The organism is Streptomyces sp. HUAS YS2, assembly GCF_033343995.1.
GTDB classification, from domain to species: Bacteria; Actinomycetota; Actinomycetes; order Streptomycetales; family Streptomycetaceae; genus Streptomyces; species Streptomyces solicathayae.
The window spans coordinates 2,547,073-2,564,593 of record NZ_CP137573.1 but is presented as its reverse complement, the minus strand read 5'-3'; the positions used below and the strand labels follow the sequence as shown (position 1 = coordinate 2,564,593).

Annotated in this window: 12 protein-coding genes; 6 read left to right on the top strand and 6 right to left on the bottom strand. The window is 73.2% G+C overall.

From position 1 onward, the window contains the following. The first annotated feature begins 258 nt into the window (after positions 1–258). Positions 259–2,811: an alpha-glucan family phosphorylase gene (gene glgP / locus R2D22_RS11455; protein ID WP_318102990.1), complete on the top strand. Its 2,553-nt coding sequence runs from the start codon at positions 259–261 to the stop codon at positions 2,809–2,811. A gap of 51 nt (positions 2,812–2,862) precedes the next feature. Here the strand turns inward: glgP and R2D22_RS11450 are convergent, their stop codons facing one another. The 3 genes from R2D22_RS11450 to R2D22_RS11440 form a co-directional block, all read right to left on the bottom strand. Beyond that, a complete protein-coding gene (locus R2D22_RS11450) occupies positions 2,863–3,024 on the bottom strand; it encodes a hypothetical protein (protein ID WP_318110189.1) in 162 nt (53 codons plus the stop codon). 93 nt (positions 3,025–3,117) lie between these two features. Then, a complete protein-coding gene (locus tag R2D22_RS11445) occupies positions 3,118–5,145 on the bottom strand; it encodes a M4 family metallopeptidase (protein ID WP_318102989.1) in 2,028 nt (675 codons plus the stop codon). A gap of 188 nt (positions 5,146–5,333) precedes the next feature. Continuing rightward, positions 5,334–6,242: a TetR/AcrR family transcriptional regulator C-terminal domain-containing protein gene (locus R2D22_RS11440; protein WP_318102988.1), complete on the bottom strand. Its 909-nt coding sequence runs from the start codon at positions 6,240–6,242 to the stop codon at positions 5,334–5,336. Between the two features lie 125 nt (positions 6,243–6,367). On the opposite strand from R2D22_RS11440, the gene R2D22_RS11435 reads away from it, so the two are divergent. Continuing rightward, a complete protein-coding gene (locus R2D22_RS11435; RefSeq protein ID WP_318102987.1) occupies positions 6,368–7,933 on the top strand; it encodes an MFS transporter in 1,566 nt (521 codons plus the stop codon). Between the two features lie 45 nt (positions 7,934–7,978). On the opposite strand, the gene R2D22_RS11430 is transcribed toward R2D22_RS11435, so the two are convergent. Next, positions 7,979–9,784 (bottom strand): ABC transporter ATP-binding protein, encoded by a 1,806-nt coding sequence (locus tag R2D22_RS11430; protein ID WP_318102986.1) that lies wholly within the window; start codon positions 9,782–9,784, stop codon positions 7,979–7,981. Next, positions 9,781–11,571, bottom strand: a complete 1,791-nt coding sequence (locus tag R2D22_RS11425) for an ABC transporter ATP-binding protein (protein WP_318102985.1) — start codon at positions 11,569–11,571, stop codon at positions 9,781–9,783. The genes R2D22_RS11430 and R2D22_RS11425 overlap by 4 nt, the downstream gene beginning before the upstream one ends. 167 nt (positions 11,572–11,738) lie before the next feature. Between R2D22_RS11425 and R2D22_RS11420 the strand changes: the two genes are divergently transcribed. From R2D22_RS11420 to R2D22_RS11405, 4 genes are read left to right on the top strand one after another with little or no spacing between them, the layout of a single operon-like run. Then, positions 11,739–12,641: an ABC transporter ATP-binding protein gene (locus R2D22_RS11420; RefSeq protein WP_318102984.1), complete on the top strand. Its 903-nt coding sequence runs from the start codon at positions 11,739–11,741 to the stop codon at positions 12,639–12,641. Continuing rightward, positions 12,638–13,378 carry an ABC transporter permease gene (locus R2D22_RS11415; RefSeq protein ID WP_318102983.1) on the top strand — a complete coding sequence of 247 codons (741 nt, stop codon included), beginning with the start codon at positions 12,638–12,640 and terminating at the stop codon, positions 13,376–13,378. The genes R2D22_RS11420 and R2D22_RS11415 overlap by 4 nt, the downstream gene beginning before the upstream one ends. Before the next feature lie 19 nt (positions 13,379–13,397). Next, positions 13,398–14,630 (top strand): sensor histidine kinase, encoded by a 1,233-nt coding sequence (locus R2D22_RS11410; RefSeq protein ID WP_318102982.1) that lies wholly within the window; start codon positions 13,398–13,400, stop codon positions 14,628–14,630. After that, the gene (locus R2D22_RS11405; protein WP_318102981.1) at positions 14,623–15,285 is read left to right on the top strand and encodes a response regulator transcription factor; all 663 of its coding nucleotides are present in this window, start codon (positions 14,623–14,625) and stop codon (positions 15,283–15,285) included. Before R2D22_RS11410 ends, R2D22_RS11405 begins: the two co-directional genes overlap by 8 nt. Here the strand turns inward: R2D22_RS11405 and glgX are convergent. Continuing rightward, positions 15,282–17,519: a glycogen debranching protein GlgX gene (glgX, locus tag R2D22_RS11400; RefSeq protein ID WP_411977005.1), complete on the bottom strand. Its 2,238-nt coding sequence runs from the start codon at positions 17,517–17,519 to the stop codon at positions 15,282–15,284. The genes R2D22_RS11405 and glgX overlap by 4 nt on opposite strands. Positions 17,520–17,521: the final 2 nt, after the last annotated feature.

Genomic DNA, 17,521 nt, shown 5'->3' with positions numbered 1-17,521 from the left:
GCCGCTCCTGTCCGCGTTCACTCGGATGGCTTACGTGGCTTGCTCGGGGGGCTTTCACGTGCGTACTCGGGTGAGCCTTCCCACCCGATTCGGGAGGGCAATCCGGACGCTTTGTTAACTACTCGGACGCGGCCGGTCCGACAACCCCCCACCCCGGCCACAAAGTCCGCCCGGGAGAGGGCCCGCCGGGGTGCGCTGCGGGTGAGCGCAGCGTGGCGTGCCGGTTTCGGTGGGTGTCCGGCTGTGAAGGTGGAACACGTGAAGGCAATCCGTCGCTTTACCGTGCGCCCCGTCCTCCCCGACACCCTTCGACCCCTCGCCGGGCTCGCGCGCAATCTGCGCTGGTCCTGGCACGAACCCACGCGTGCGCTCTTCGACTCCCTCGCCCCCGAGGGCCTTTCGGGCGCCGATCCGGTCCGTGTGCTCGGTGCCCTGGAGGCGCCGCGGCTGGCCGCGCTCGCCGCCGACCGGGAGTTCCTGGACCGGCTCGGCGTCGCGGCCGAGGAGCTCGACACGTATCTGAGCGGGCCCCGCTGGTACCAGGAGCAGTCCGGCGGCCGCGGTCCGGCCGCGGTCGCCTACTTCTCGCCCGAGTTCGGCGTGGCCGCCGCCCTGCCGCAGTACTCGGGCGGCCTCGGCATCCTCGCCGGGGACCACCTCAAGTCCGCCAGCGACCTCGGTGTCCCGCTCATCGGCGTCGGGCTGCTCTACCGGCACGGCTACTTCCGGCAGTCCCTCGGCCGCGACGGCTGGCAGCAGGAGCAGTACCCCGTCCTGGATCCCGGCGAGCTGCCGGTCGCCCTGCTCCGCGAGGCCGACGGCACCCCCGCCCGGATCGCGCTCGCGCTGCCCGGCGGGCGGAGCCTGCACGCCCACATCTGGGTCGCCCAGGTCGGCCGCGTCCCGCTGCTCATGCTCGACTCCGACGTCGAGGAGAACGCGGCCGGCGAACGGAGCGTCACCGACCGGCTGTACGGGGGCGGCAGCGAGCACCGGCTCCTCCAGGAGATGCTCCTCGGCATCGGCGGCGTCCGCGCCGTCCGCACGTACACCCGGCTCACCGGCCACCCCGCGCCCGAGGTCTTCCACACCAACGAGGGCCACGCCGGCTTCCTCGGACTCGAACGCGTCCGCGAACTCCAGGGCGAGGGGCTGGACTTCGACAGCGCCCTGGAGACCGTCCGGGCCGGGACCGTCTTCACCACCCACACCCCCGTCCCGGCCGGCATCGACCGCTTCGACCGGGGCCTGGTCGCCCGCCACTTCGGCGAGGACGGCGCGCTGCCCGGCGTCGACACCGCCCGGATCCTCGCCCTCGGTGACGAGACCCCGCTCGGCGGCGAACCCGGCGTCTTCAACATGGCCGCCATGGGCCTGCGGCTGGCGCAGCGCGCCAACGGCGTCTCCACCCTCCACGGCGCGGTCAGCCGGGAGATGTTCGCCGGACTCTGGCCGGGCTTCGACGCCGACGAGGTGCCGATCACCTCCATCACCAACGGCGTCCACGCCCCCACCTGGGTCGCCCCCGAGACCGGCCGGCTCGGCACCGACGCGGGCGACCGGGAGCTGTGGGAGCTCCGCCGCACCCTGCGCGAACGACTCGTCGGCGACGTACGGGACCGGCTGCGGGCCTCCTGGCGGCAACGCGGCGCCGCCGACGCCGAGCTGGGCTGGACCGACTCCGCCCTCGACCCCGACGTGCTCACCATCGGCTTCGCCCGCCGCGTCCCCTCGTACAAGCGGCTCACCCTCATGCTCCGCGACAAGGACCGGCTGCGGTCGCTCCTGCTCCACCCCGAGCGGCCGGTGCAGCTCGTGGTGGCCGGCAAGGCGCACCCCGCCGACGACGGCGGGAAGCGGCTCGTGCAGGAGCTGGTCCGCTTCGCCGACGACCCCCGGGTCCGGCACCGGATCGTCTTCCTGCCCGACTACGGCATGGAGATGGCCCGCGGGCTCTACCCCGGCTGCGACGTGTGGCTCAACAACCCGCTGCGCCCGCTGGAGGCCTGCGGCACCAGCGGAATGAAGGCCGCCCTCAACGGCTGCCTCAACCTCTCCGTCCTCGACGGCTGGTGGGACGAGTGGTACGAGCCCGACTTCGGCTGGGCCATCCCCACCGCCGACGGCGCCGCCGCCGACGACGAGGACCGCCGCGACGACCTGGAGGCCGCCGCGCTCTACGAGCTGATCGAGCGCCGGGTCGCCCCCCGCTTCTACGACCGGGGCGCCGACGGGGTGCCGGCCGGCTGGATCACGATGGTCCGCCGTACCCTCTCCGACCTGGGCCCGAAGGTGCTCGCCGACCGGATGGTCCGCGACTACGTGGAGCGGCTCTACGTCCCCGCCGCCGAGGCCCGCCGGGCCCTCGGCCCGGCCCGGGCGCGGGAGCTGGCCGCCTGGAAGGCGAAGGTCCGCGCGACCTGGCCCGGGGTGGCCGTGGACCACGTGGAGACCGGCGACGACCTCGCCGAGTGCGACGCCGAACTCGGCGCCACGCCCGTCGTCCGGGTCCAGGTCTCCCTCGGCGGGCTGAGCCCCGACGACGTCGAGGTGCAGGCCGTCACGGGCCGGGTCGACGCCGACGACGTGCTCTCCCACACCCGCACGGTCACCCTGAAGCCGGCCGGCGGGCCGGACCTGGAGGGCCGGCAGCCCTACGCCGGCACCCTGGAGCTGGACCGCACCGGCCCCTTCGGCTGCACGGTCCGCGTCCTGCCCGCCCACGCCCTGCTCGCCCACCCTGCCGAACTCGGCCTCGTCGCCCTCCCGGCGGAGACGACCGCCGAGGGCGCGGGCGTGCTGCTGCGCTAGCCGGGCCGCCGCCGGCCGGCGCGGGAGGCCGGCCGGCGGCGCACCGGGCCCTCAGAGGTACTCGACGTGGACGTGCGGCGCGCAGCGGCCGATCGCTAGCCGGCCGCCGGGCGAGCGGCCCTGGTAGACCCGGCCCATCCCGCCCTCGCCCAGTCTGCCGGTGATCTCGTAGTCCCCGACGGTGCGAGGGTCCTCGGGTCCCAGCTCCTCCACGTCAGTCCCCCCGGAAATGCGGATGTCGGTCCCCGGGGCGAACGCGCCCCGGGAACCGACATTCTGATGCACAGTCAGTGGATCTGTGCGGGCTTACGGGAAGGTCAGCTTGAAGCTGTTGATGTAGCCGGTGTCGATCCCGGCCTTGTCCTGGACCCGCAGCTTCCAGACGCCGTTGGCGACCTCGGAGGAGGCGTTCACGGTGTAGGTCTGGTTGATGTTGTCGGCACTGCCGCCGGAGCGGTTGTGCAGGTTGTAGACCGAGCCGTCGGGGGCGATCAGGTCGACGACGAGGTCACCGATGTAGGTGTGGACGATGTCCACACCGACGGAGAGGTTGCTCGGGGCGTTGCCCGTGACGCCGGAGACGGTCACGGACGAGGTCACCGCGGCACCGGGGGAGTCCGGGATGGCCACGTCGGCGGTGTTCTCGAAGACCTTGCCACCGGGGTTGCCGCCGCCCGGACGGGAGCCCACGTTGATGCCGGCCCAGGCGTTCTCCACCGCGGTCACCTCGGCGCTGCCCGCGCCGTACAGCTCGGTGGCCGCCGCGACGGTGCCCGTGCGGGCGCCGGCGTAGTTGGTGTTCGAGTTGAACTTCGTGGTGAGCGCCTTGAACCAGATCAGCGAGGCCTTGTCCCGGCCGATGCCGGTGACGGGCAGCCCGTCGGAGGTCGGCGAGTCGTAGTTCACGCCGTTGACGGTCTTCGCGCCGCTGCCCTCGGAGAGCAGGTAGTACCAGTGGTTCGCCGGGCCCGAGGAGTAGTGGACGTCGATGCTGCCGATGCCCGAGTACCACGAGTCCTTGGACGAGCCGTCCTTGCTCGGCTTGTCCATGTAGCGCAGCGGCGTGCCGTTGCCCCGGATGTCGATCTTCTCGCCGACCAGGTAGTCGCCCTTGTCCTGCGCGTTGTTGGCGTAGAACTCGACGGCCGCCGCGAAGATGTCGGAGGTCGCCTCGTTCAGGCCGCCGGACTCGCCGCTGTAGACCAGGCCGGCCGTGTTGGAGGTGACGCCGTGCGTCATCTCGTGCGCGGCGACGTCGATCGACGTCAGCGGCTTGCTGTTGCCGGAGCCGTCGCCGTACGTCATGCAGAAGCAGGAGTCCGACCAGAAGGCGTTGACGTACGCGTTGCCGTAGTGGACCCGGGAGTACGCGCCGACACCGTCACCGCGGATACCGGTGCGGCCGTGCACGTTCTTGTAGTAGTCCCAGGTGAGCGCCGCACCGTAGTGGGCGTCCGCGCCGGCCGTCTCCTTGTTGGAGGGCAGGCCGTTGCCCCACACGTCGGTGGTGTTGGAGAACAGCGTGCCGGTGCCGCTCGTGCCGCCGTTGAGGTTGTACGTCTTGTGGTTGCCGCGGCCGGTGTCGGTCAGCGTGTACGACGGCGCGGTGCCCAGCGTCACCTGGCCGCTGTACATCGTGTTGCCGGTACCGGTCTCGATGGCCTGCCACTCGTACAGCTTCGCGCCGGTGGACGCGTCGGTGACGACGTGCAGCTCGTTCGGGGTGCCGTCGTGCTGGAGGCCGCCCACGACGGTCTCGTACGCGAGGACGGGCGAACCCTGGGCCATCCAGACGACCTTGCGCGGGGCGCGCTGGGCGGCGGTCGACTTCGAGCCCTCGCTCTTCGCCGCGGAGAGCGCCTGCTTCTCGGCCGCCGCCGGGGCGACGTCCGCGCTCATGTCGACGTTCTTCAGCTCCGCGCGGGAGGCCTTGCGGACGGACTGGGTGGCCCCGGCCTTGCTCTCGGCGACGATCAGGTCGCCGCCGAGGACGGGGAGTCCGGCGAAGGTGCGCTCGTAGCGCGTGTGGGTGGTGCCGTCGCGGTCCTTGACGACGTCACGGACGACCAGCTTCTCCTGGGCGCCGAGGCCGAGGGCCTTGGCGGTGTTCGCCTTGTCCGCGTCGGCCGCCTTGATCAGGGCGGTGCGCTCGGCGGGGGAGAGGTCGGCGGGCAGCTTGCCGGGGTTGGCCTTCCCGGCGGCCTGCGCCTTCGGCGCCGCGGAGAAACCGGCGGTGTCGGCGGAGGCGGAACCCTGGAAGCCGGCGGCGATCATGGCCGCGGCGGCGATCAGAGCGCCCGTCGCGGTGGCGCGACGGCTGGGCGTGGATCTCACGCGAACTCCTTTTGCGAGGGGGGTACCGGACGGCTGGGTGGGGCCGGCCGGGCGGAGCAAACAGAGCTGTGGTGCGCGAACTGTGGTGCGAAGAGCCGGGGGAGAGAGTGGCACCTGTGACGGGTACCTGTCATGACTGTGGCGTCAAGTTGGCCAAAAATCGTCCGGAGCCCGAAGACCCGTGTTCGTTAAGCGGACGTTTCGTCGATCAACGCGGCGATGCCGTCCAGCGTTCGCCGGAGCCCGAACGCGAAGAGGGAGTCCAGGTCGAGCTCGAAGTCCCCCTCCGCCGCGAGGGTGTGCAGCAGCGGAAGGTCGCCCGGCCCCGCGATCGCGTCGAAGCGAGACTCGTTCTGCGACATCCACTCGTCGTCGGAGATACCGCTGTCCTGTTTCGCCTGCTCCTCCAGGTCCGCCGCCATGGCGATGCCCTGGACGAAGGCGAAGATCATCAGGTGCACGTGGAGCTTGTCGCCGGGGCCGAGCCGGGTGCCCCGGAGCACCTTCAGCACCCACTCCGTGTACGCCATCGCGTTCGGCGAGGCGATCGGCCGGGTGAACGAGGCCATCGCCTGCGCCATCCAGCGGTGCCGCGTGTACACGTCCCGCAGCCAGTGCGCGGCCCGTTCGAGTCCGGTCCGCCAGTCCGCCGGCACCGGCCCCAACGGCACCTCGCCGCAGGCCACGTCCGTCATCAGCCGGACCAGCTCGCCCTTGCCCGGAACATGCCGGTACAGCGCCATCGTCGACGTCGACAGGGCCGTCGCCACCCGGCGCATCGTCAGCCCCGGCAGCCCCTCCGCGATCGCGATGTCCAGCGCCGCCCGCACGATCCGCTCCCGGCTCAGCGCCGACGCGGCCGGCCCGGACCCGTGCGCGGACTGCCGTACGACCACCGTCCCGACGCCCGGCTCCGGCCGCACCAGACCCTCCTGACGGAGCGTCGCCAGCGCCTTCGTGGCGGTCGCCATCGCCACCCCCCACTCCCGGGTGAGCGCGCGGGTGGACGGCACCCGGTCGCCCGGCGCGAGTTCGCCGGACGCGATCCGGGCGCGGATCGCCGAGGCGATGACGAGGTAGGGCGGTCGATCGGCCACGGCGGGGAGTGTACTAGTGCACCTGGACGCCGTACACGGCTTCCACCAGCCATGTTCGGGTCCGGTGCGGCAGTGCACTAGGGCGAGCGGAGACGTGTACACCCCGCCGGTGCTTCGCTCCCGCCATGACCTCTTCGATGTCGCCCGACGCACTCGCCGGACGCCGCGCCTGGACGGCGCTCGGCGTCCTGATGCTGCCCCTGCTCCTCGTCTCGATGGACGTGTCCATCCTCTACTTCGCCATCCCGTCCATCAGCGCGGACCTGCGCCCCGGCGCCACCGCCCAGCTGTGGATCCTCGACATGTACGGCTTCGTCCTGGCCGGACTCCTCATCACCATGGGCGCGCTCGGCGACCGCATCGGCCGCCGCCGGCTGCTGCTGTTCGGCGCGGCGCTCTTCGGCGCGGCCTCGCCGGCCGCCGCTTACGCGACCAGCCCAGGCACCCTCATCGCGGCCCGCGCGCTGCTCGGCGTGGCCGGCGCCTGCCTGATGCCGTCGACGCTGGCGCTCATCCGGGTCCTGTTCGCGGACCCCGCGCAGCGGGCCAAGGCGGTCACCGTCTGGACGGCAGTCATGGCCAGCGGCATCTCGCTCGGCCCGGTCCTCAGCGGCGCGCTGCTCGAACACTTCTGGTGGGGCTCGGTCTTCCTCGTCAACCTGCCCGCGATGGCGCTGCTGCTGCTCCTCGGGCCGATCCTGCTGCCCGAGTCCAAGGTCCCCGTGCGCGGCCCGTTCGACTTCGTCAGCAGCCTGCTCTCGCTCGCCGCGCTGCTTCCCGTCATCCACGGGATCAAGGAACTCGCCCAGGACGGCTGGGCGCCGGCGCCCGCGCTCGGCATCGTGGCCGGACTGCTGATCGGCGGCCTGTTCGTGCACCGCCAGACCCGCCTCGCGCACCCGATGGTCGACCTGGCGCTCGTCCGGCAGCGCACGTACGGCGGCGCGGTGCTGGTGAACCTGATGGCGATGGCCGCCACCGTCGGCTTCGCCGTGTTCATCACCCAGTACCTGCAGTCCGTGCTCGGCAAGAGCCCCTTCGAGTCCGCGCTGTGGAGCCTCGTGCCGTCCGGTGGCGTCATGGTCGCCGCGCCCGTCTGTGCGGCGCTCGCGCAGCGGATCGACCGGGCGTACGTGATGGGCGGCGGCTGCCTGGTGTCCGCGGCCGGCTTCGGCTGGCTCGCCCTCACCGACACCTCGACGCCCTTCTGGGCGGTGCTCACCGCGAGCGCGGTGTACGCGGGCGGCCTGGTCGGCGCGATGACCCTGGCCAACGAGCTCGCCCTCGGCGCGGCCCCGCCGGAGCGGGCCGGCTCGGCGGCGGCGGTGCTCGAATCCGGCCAGGAGCTGGGCGGCGCGCTCGGCATGGCGATCCTCGGCTCCCTCGGCACCGCCGTCTACGCCGCCGCGATGCCCGACGCCGCCCCCGCCGCGGCCCGCGACACCCTCGGTGGCGCGGTCGCCACGGCCGCGCGGCTACCGGCGGACGCGGCGGCGGCCCTGATGCGGGAGGCCCGCGAGGCCTTCGTCTCGGGCCTCGGCGCGGCCGGCGCGGGCGCCGCGGCCACGATGCTCCTGGCCGCCGGCCTCGCCCTGTGGCTCCTCCGCGGCGCCCCGCGCGACCAGGCGGCCGAGGCCGCGCCGGCCGCGCCCCGCGCGTCCCAGGACGCGTCCGTCCTGGCGCGGTTCTGAGGACACGCCCGCCCCCACAACGGGCGGACGGGGCCGTTGCCCCCGTCAGACCAGGCTCTCCCGCCAGGCCCGGTGCAGGCCCGCGAACCGGCCCGCGCCGGCGGTCAGTTCGGCGGGCGGGCCGTCCTCCACGATGCGGCCGGACTCCATCACCAGGACGCGGTCCGCGATCTCGACCGTCGACAGGCGGTGGGCGATGACCACCGCCGTACGGCCCGCCAGGACCGTGTCCATCGCCCGCTGCACCGCCCGCTCGCCCGGTACGTCCAGCGAACTCGTCGCCTCGTCCAGGATCAGCACGGCCGGGTCCGCCAGCAGCGCCCGGGCGAAGGCGACCAGCTGGCGCTGGCCCGCCGAGATCCGGCCGCCCCGCTTGCGCACGTCCGTGTCGTAGCCGTCCGGGAGCCCCGCGATGAAGTCGTGCGCGCCGATCGCCTTCGCCGCGTGCTCGATCTCCTCGCGGGTCGCGTCCGGCCGGCCGATCGCGATGTTCTCCGCGACCGTGCCGGAGAACAGGAACGCCTCCTGCGTCACCATCACCACCCCACGCCGGAGTTCCGGCGTCGCCAGCTCGCGCACGTCGACCCCGTCGAGCAGCACCCGCCCCTCCGTGGGGTCGTAGAACCGGGCCAGCAGCTTCGCCAGCGTCGACTTGCCCGCGCCCGTCGAGCCGACCACCGCGACGGTCTGCCCGGCCGGGATCGTCAGAGCGAACCGCGGCAGCACCTCGCCGCCGGTCCGGTACGCGAACCGGACGTCCTCGAAGACCACCTCGCGGCCCGGCCGCCCGTCCGTCCGGACCGGCAGCTCGCGCGGCGCGACCGGCTCCGGCACCGTCGGCGCCTGCGCGAGCAGCCCGGCGATCTTCTGCAGCGACGCGGCGGCCGACTGGTACGAGTTCAGGAACATGCCGAGCCGGTCGATCGGGTCGTACAGCCGCCGCATGTACAGCACCGCCGCCGCCAGTACGCCCAGCGCGAGCGTCCCGCCCGCCACCCGGTACGCACCCCACAGCACCATCCCCGCGACCGCCGTGTTGGCGACCAGCCGCGAGCCGACCACGTACCGCGCCATCTCCAGGATCGCGTCGCCGTTGGCCCGCTCGTGGCGGTGGTTGAGCGTGTGGAACTCGGCGTCGTTGACCGCCTCGCGGCGGAACGCCCGCACCGGCCGGATCCCGTTCATCGTCTCCGCGAACTTCACGATCACCGAGGCGATCGCCGTCGACCGCGCGGCGAAGGCCACCGCGGCGCGCCGCTGGTAGAGCCGTACCAGCAGATACAGCGGGACGAACGAGGCGACCGCCACGGCCCCGATGCCCAGATCCAGCCAGAGCAGCATCGCCGAGATGTACACGAAGGCGAGGACGACGCCGATCAGCTCCTGCAGGCCCTCCGCGAGGAGTTCGCGCAGCGACTCGACGTCGGCGGTCGCGCGGGAGATCAGCCGGCCCGAGGTGTACCGCTCGTGGAAGTCCAGGCTCAGCGCCTGCGCGTGCCGGAAGATGCGCTCCCGAAGTTCCAGCAGCACGTCCTGGTTGACGTGCGCCGAGACCCGGATGAAGGAGTACTGGAACAGGCCCGCCGCGGCCGCGCAGCCGAGGTAGCCCACGGCCACCGCGATCAGCGGGCCGTGATCGCCGGCGCGCAGCGCGGGCACGCCGCGGTCGATGGCGTACGCGACGAGCAGCGGGCCGGCCTGCACGGCGGCCTGCTGGAGCAGCAGCAGTACGGCGGAGAGCACCACGCGGGCGCGGTACGGGGCGAGCAGGGACCGCAGCAGCGTGCCGGTCGCGCGGGGCGGGGTGGGCAGGTCGTCCTGGTCGAACGGGTCGGGAGAGGTCGTGGTCATCGCGGGTCGGTCCCCCGGTCCTCGGCGTCGCCGGACATCAGCCAGGCGTACTCGGGATGGTCGCGGAGCAGTTCGTGGTGGGTGCCGACGGCCGTGATCCGGCCCTCGGACAGCAGCGCCACCCGGTCGGCGAGCAGCACGGTGGACGGGCGGTGCGCGACGACGAGCGCGGTGGTGCCGCGCAGCACCTCGCGCAGCGCCGCCTCCACCAGGGCCTCGGTGTGCACGTCCAGCGCGGACAGCGGGTCGTCGAGGACGAGGAACCGCGGCCGGCCGACGACCGCGCGGGCCAGCGCGAGGCGCTGGCGCTGGCCGCCGGACAGGCTCAGGCCCTGCTCGCCGACCTGGGTCGCGGTGCCGCCGGGCAGCGCGGCGACGAACTGCTCGGCCTGCGCGACGGCCAGGGCGCGGGTCATGGCGTCGGCGTCGCCGCCGCCCATGAGGACGTTCTCGCCGACGCTCGCCGAGAACAGCGTCGGCTCCTCGAAGGCGACCGAGACCAGTTCGCGCAGCCGCTCGCGCGGCATGTGCGTGATGTCCTCGCCGTCGAGCAGGATCCGGCCGCCGGTCGCCTCGTGCAGCCGGGGTACGAGGGCGGTGAGCGTGGTCTTGCCTGAGCCGGTCGCACCCACCAGGGCGAGCGTCTCGCCGGCCCGCACGTGCAGGTCGATCCCGTCGAGCACGGGCGGACTCCCGTCGGGGGCGTCCGGGTAGCGGAACGACACCCCTTCGAACCGCACCCCGTCGGCCCGCGGCGTTGCCTCGGCGGCGGCGGTCCCGGCCGGGCCGATGTCCTCCTCCGGCTCGTCCATCACCTCGAAGAACCGCTCCGTCGCCGTCGCCGCCTCCTGGCTCATCGCGAGCAGGAAGCCGATCGACTCCACCGGCCAGCGCAGCGCCAGCGTCGTCGACAGGAAGGCGACCAGCGTGCCCGCCGACAGGTCGCCGTCGGCGACCTGCACCGTGCCGACCACCAGCGCCGCGCCGACGGCGACCTCCGGCAGGATCGTGATGAGCGCCCAGATCCCGGCGAGCAGCCGGGCCTTGTCCAGTTCCGTGCCGCGCAGCAGCCCGGCCAGCGCGCGGAAGGCGGTCGCCTGGCTGCGGTGTCGGCCGAAGCCCTTGACGATCCGGATGCCGAGGACGCTCTCCTCCACCACCGTGGTCAGGTCGCCGACCTGGTCCTGGGCGCGCCGCGCGACGACCGCGTACCGCTTCTCGAAGAACGTGCAGAGCACCACGAGCGGGGCGACCGGCGCGAGCAGCACCAGGCCGAGCGTCCACTGCTGGTCGAGCAGCACCACGTAACCGACCAGGATCGTCACGCCGTTGACGAACAGGAAGGTCAGCGGGAAGACCAGGAACATCCGCAGCAGGCTCAGGTCCGTCGTCCCACGGGACAGCAACTGCCCCGAGGCCCACCGGTCGTGGAAGGAGATCGGCAGCCGCTGCAGATGCCGGTACAGATCCGCCCGCATCGCCGCCTCGACGCTCGCCAGCGGCCGGCCCACCAGCCAGCGCCGGAACCCGAACAGCAGCGCCTCGGCGATCCCGAGCAGCAGCACGTACAGCGCCCCGAGCCACACCCCGCCCGGGTCCCGCGCCGCCACCGGACCGTCCACGATCCACTTCAGCACCAGCGGTATCACCAGCCCGAGGCACGAGGCGACGACGGCCACCAGGGCCGCCGTCCCCCAGCGCAGCCGGACGGGCCGGAGATAGGGCCACAACCGCAGCAGCGAACGAACGGTGGATCGGTCTTCGGCGGAGTCACGTTTCTCGGGCATCAGGCCCGATCGTAGGGTTGGCCCCTGACACGTCTCACCCGCTTTTTCGGCCGCGTGGCACCCCGGTCCGAACGGGGGGTCGTACGCCCCGTCAACCGATCGGTCGATGCCGAGGACGAGCGGTTCGGCCGATGTGGCGGCCCCCGCCCGGTCGGCAGCCTTGGGGCATGGCAATGATCGAGGTACGGGAACTGCACAAGTCGTACGGCGCCCGGAAGGTCGTCGACGGGGTGTCGTTCGAGGTCGCCGAGGGGGAGATCTTCGGGATCCTCGGGCCCAACGGGGCCGGGAAGACCACCACCGTCGAGTGCGTGGAGGGGCTGCGGACGCCCGACTCCGGAACGGTACGGGTGGCGGGGTACGACCCGGTCGCCGACCGCGATCGGGTCACCCTGCTGCTCGGCGCGCAGCTCCAGGAGAGCGAGCTGCAGGCCAAGCTGACGGTCCGCGAGGCGCTGGAGCTGTACGCGGCCTGCTACCCGAGCCCGGCCGACCGGCGGGAACTCGCCGAACGGCTCGGCCTGACGGCGCGGCTCGACGCCCGGTTCGGGAAGCTGTCCGGCGGCCAGAAGCAGCGGCTGTTCATCGCCCTCGCCCTGATCGGCAACCCGAAGGTCGTCGTCCTGGACGAGCTGACCACCGGCCTCGACCCGCGGGCCCGCCGCGACACCTGGCAGCTCGTCGAGGAGGTCCGCGACAGCGGCGTCACCGTCCTGCTGGTCACCCACTTCATGGAGGAGGCCCAGCGCCTCTGCGACCGGATCGCCGTCGTCGACCGCGGCCGGATCACCGCCCTCGACACCCCCGGCGGGCTGATCGAACGGGCCTCCGCCAACACGGTGGTCTCCTTCCAGCCCTCCGCCCCGCTCGACGTCCGCGCCCTGGGCGTCCTGCCCGGAGTCATGTCCGTCGACGAGGCGCGGGACGGCCGGATCACCGTCCACGGCGACGACACCGCCGGCGCCGTGCTCTCCCACCTCGCGCAGCAGGGCGTCACCGCCCACCACCTCCGCGTCTCCGACGCCACCCTCGACGACGCCTTCCTCGACCTGACGGGAACCGACAAGTGAGCACCGGCACCGCCGTACTGAAGGCCGAGGCCCGCCTCTTCACCCGCGAGCCCGGCGCCCTGTTCTGGATCCTCGCCTTCCCGACCCTGCTCCTCGTCGTGATCGGCTGCATCCCCGCGTTCCGCGAGCCCTCCGCCGACCTCGGCGGCCTGCGGACGGTCGACCTGTACGTGCCGATCGCGATCCTGCTCGCGATGATCACCTCGGCGATCCAGTCGATGCCACCGGTCCTCACCGGCTACCGCGAGCGCGGCATCCTGCGCCGCATGGCGACCACCCCGATGAAGCCCGGGGCGCTGATCAACGCCCAGATCGCGCTGCACGGCGCGGCGGTCGTCGGCTCCACGCTGATCGCCCTGGCCGTCGGCCGTCTCGCCTTCGGCGTCGCGCTGCCCCGCCAGCTCGCCGGCTACCTGGTCGCCCTGGTGCTCGCCGCACTGTCCGCCCTCGCGATCGGCGCGGCGGTCTCCGCGGTCAGCCGCACCACCAAGATCACTCAGGCGGTCGGTTCGGCGGTATTCTTCCCGGCGATGTTCACCTCCGGCGTCTGGCTGCCGGTCGGTGCCATGCCCGAGCTGCTGCAGGACATCGTCGGCCTCACCCCGCTGGGCGCGTCCGCCCAGGCCCTCGACCAGGCCGCGGCCGGCCAGTGGCCGAGCTGGACGCACCTCGCGGTGACCGCGGTCTGGACCGTGGCCTTGGTCGCCGTCGCCCGGCGCCGGTTCACCTGGGAATGAGCGGGAGAGGCGGGGGCGGATGACGACGACCACCACCACGGCCGAGCAGCGCTGGGCCCAGTTCTTCCGCTACGGCCCGTACGCCCTGCTCGCCGTCTCGGCGGTCGTCGGCGCGGCCGCCGCCGACGAGGTCATGAGCCCCGGCACGCCGTACGCGGCCGGGGCGCTCGCCCTCGCGGCGCTGGTCCTCCAGGTGTGGTGGCAGCTGACCGCCGCGCCGGGCCTCGCCACCCCCTCCCCGCGCGGCGAGCTGTACTACGGACTGCGCACCGTCCTTGCCTTCGCGCTCACCTGGCTCAACCCGCTCTTCGCGATCTACGCCTCGATCGGCTACTTCGACGTGGCCAACGTGGTCCGGGCCCGGCTGGTCCGGCCCGCCCTGATCGCCGTGGCCGTCACCATGGCGGGCTCCCAGTCCGGCGGGCTGCCACCCGGCTCTGCGGTCCAATGGCTGCTCTTCGGCGGCCTGTTCGTGGTCAACGCCGGACTCTCCACCGTGTTCAGCCAGATCAGCAACAAAGAGGCCGAGCACGCCCGGGAGAAGGCCGCCACCATCACCGCCCTGGAGCGCGCCCTGGAGGAGAACTCCGCGCTGCACGCCCAGCTCGTGGTCCAGGCCCGCGAGGCCGGAGTCGCCGACGAACGCCGCCGCCTGGCCGCCGAGATCCACGACACCATCGCCCAGGGCCTGGCCGGCATCATCGCCCAGCTCCAGGCCGTCTCCGCCGCCGGCGACCCGGCCTCCGCCCGCGTCCACCTCGACCGCGCACAGGCCCTGGCCCGGCACTCCCTCGGCGAGGCCCGCCGCTCGGTGCAGAACCTCGCCCCGGCCGCCCTGGAGCACGACACCCTCCCGGAGGCCCTGGCGAAGACCGTCGCCGCCTGGGCCGAACGCACCGGCGTCCACGCCCGGTTCACCGTCACCGGCACCGAGGAGCCGCTGCACGACGAACTCGCCGCCACCCTGCTGCGGATCGCAGAGGAGGCCCTCGCCAACACGGACCGGCACGCGGCGGCCGGCCGGGCCGGCGTCACCCTCTCCTACATGGGCGACGAGGTCACCCTCGACGTCCGCGACGACGGCAAGGGCTTCGATCCCTCGGACGTCCAGGAGCGCACCGTCGAGGGCGGGTTCGGCCTCGACGGGATGCGGGCCCGCGCAGCCCGGGTGGCCGGCGAGGTCACGGTGGAGAGCGAGGCCGGGGCCGGGACCGCCGTCAGCGCCCGCGTACCTTTGGTCCGCCATGACTGAGCAACGGACCACCACCCTGCTGATCGTCGACGACCACCCGGTCGTACGCGACGGGCTGCGCGGCATGTTCGCCGCCGAGCCCGCCTTCACCGTCCTCGGCGAGGCGCCGGACGGCGTCCGGGGCGTCGAACTCGCCCTGAGCCTGGACCCCGACGTGATCCTGATGGACCTGCGGATGCCCGGCGGCGGGGGAGTGGACGCGATCGCCGAGCTGACCCGTCGCGGCGCCCGCGCCCGGGTCCTCGTCCTCACGACGTACGACACGGACTCCGACACCCTCCCCGCGATCGAGGCGGGCGCCACCGGGTACCTCCTCAAGGACGCCCCCCGCGACGAGCTGTTCGCCGCCGTCCGGGCCGCCGCCGACGGTCGTACGGTCCTCTCCCCGGCCGTCGCCTCCCGCCTCGTCACCCGCGTCCGCACACCGGCCGCCCCGCCACGCGACGACACCCTCTCGGCCCGCGAGTCGGAGGTCCTCGCCCTCGTCGCGAAGGGCACCTCCAACAAGGCCATCGCCGCCGAACTGTTCATCAGCGAGGCGACGGTGAAGACGCACCTGACCCACATCTTCGCCAAACTGGACGTGAAGGACCGCGCCGCCGCCGTGGCCACCGGTTACGAACGCGGCATCCTCGGCCGCGCCACCCCCGGCTAGCCCACCACCCGCAGCAGCACCACCGACCGTTCCGCCACCGTGAACCGCTCGCCGCCCCGGTGCACCGTCCCCGGGGCGCGCGACTGGTCCTCGCGCGAGGTGTCCACGACCAGCTCGTACGACTCCGCCCACGGCGGCCCGGGCAGCATGAACTCCACCGGCTCGGGCGCGGCGTGCAGCACGGCCAGGAAGCTGTCGTCGGTGACCTGGGCGCCGCGTGCGTCCCGGCCCGGTATGTCGCGGCCCGACAGGTACAGGCCGATCGTCGCCGCCGGCGCGTACCAGTCCGGCTCGGTCATCTCCGCGCCCTCCGGCGTGAACCAGGCCAGGTCCCGCAGCCCGTCCGCGCCCTGCGGGCGGCCGTCGAAGAACGCCCGGCGGCGCAGCACCGGGTGACGGTGACGCAGGTCGAGCAGCCGGGTGGTCAGTTCGAGCAGGCCGCGCGGGCCGTCGCCGTCCGGCAGCGACCAGTCCACCCAGCCCAGCTCGTTGTCCTGGCAGTACGCGTTGTTGTTGCCGCCCTGCGTGCGACCCATCTCGTCGCCCGCGACCAGCATCGGCACGCCGGTCGACAGCAGCAGCGTGGTGAGCAGGTTGCGGATCTGGCGGCGGCGCAGCGCGTTGACCGCCGGATCGTCGGTCTCGCCCTCCACCCCGCAGTTCCACGCCCGGTTGTCGTCCGTGCCGTCCCGGTTGCCCTCCCCGTTCGCCTCGTTGTGCTTGCGCTCGTAGGTCACCAGGTCCCGCAGCGTGAACCCGTCGTGCGCGGTGACGAAGTTGACCGAGGCGTACGGCCGCCGGCCGCCCCACGCGTACAGGTCGCTGGAGCCGGACAGCCGGTAGCCCAGGTCCCGTACGTCGGGCAGCGCGCCGCGCCAGAAGTCCCGCACCGCGTCCCGGTAGCGGTCGTTCCACTCGGTCCACAGCGGCGGGAACGCACCCACCTGGTAGCCGCCGTTGCCGACGTCCCACGGCTCGGCGATCAGCTTGACCCGGCGCAGCACGGGGTCCTGCGCGATCACCGCGAGGAACGGCGACAGCATGTCGACGTCGTGCATGGAGCGGGCCAGCGCCGCCGCCAGGTCGAAGCGGAAGCCGTCCACGCCCATCTCGGTGACCCAGTACCGCAGCGAGTCGGTGATCAGCCGCAGCACCTGCGGCTGCACCACGTGCAGGGTGTTGCCGCAGCCGGTGTAGTCGGCGTACCGGCGGGCGTCCGACTGGAGCCGGTAGTAGCCCCGGTTGTCGATGCCCTTCAGGGAGAGCGTCGGCCCCAGCTCGCCCGCCTCCGCGGTGTGGTTGTAGACCACGTCGAGGATGACCTCGATGCCCGCCGCGTGCAGCGCCCGCACCATCCGCTTGAACTCGCCGACCTGCTGACCCGTCGTTCCCGACGCGCTGTATCCGGCGTGCGGGGCGAAGTAGCCGATCGAGTTGTAGCCCCAGTGGTTGCGCAGCCCGCGTCGCAGCAGATGGTCCTCGTGCGCGAACTGGTGCACCGGCAGCAGCTCGACCGCCGTCACCCCGAGCCGGACCAGGTGCTCGATCGCCGCCGGGTGCGCGAGCCCCGCGTATGTGCCCCGCAGCTCCTCCGGGATCCCCGGGTGCCGCTGCGTGAAGCCCTTCACGTGCAGCTCGTAGATGACGGAGTCGGGCCACGGTGTCTTCGGCCGGCGGTCGTCCGCCCAGTCGTCGTCGTCCTGGACGACCACGCCCTTGGGCACGAACGGCGCCGAGTCCCGCTCGTCGCGCACGGTGTCCGCCACATGCTGCTGCGGCCAGTCCCGGACGTGCCCGTACACCTCCGCGGGCAGGGCGAAGTCGCCGTCCACCGCCCGTGCGTACGGGTCCAGCAGCAGCTTGGCCGGATTCCAGCGGGCCCCCGTCCACGGGTCCCAGCGGCCGTGCACCCGGTAGCCGTACCGCTGCCCCGCCGCCACCCCCGGCACGAAGCCGTGCCAGATCTCGTGGGTCAGCTCGGTCAGCGGCAGCCGCTTCTCCGTCCCGTCCGGTGTGAACAGGCACAGCTCCACCGCCTCCGCCCCGCCCGCCCACAGCGCGAAGTTCGTGCCCGCGACCCCGTCCGGCCCGACCCGGCAGCGGGCCCCCAGCGGCGTCGGCGCGCCCGGCCACACCACCGGCCCGGGACCCGGGCCCCGCTCCCGCACCTGCTCCACGGCAGGGGAGAGCGCCGCTCCCTCCCGCACCGCCTCCTGTTCGGCTGCGCTCGACACCT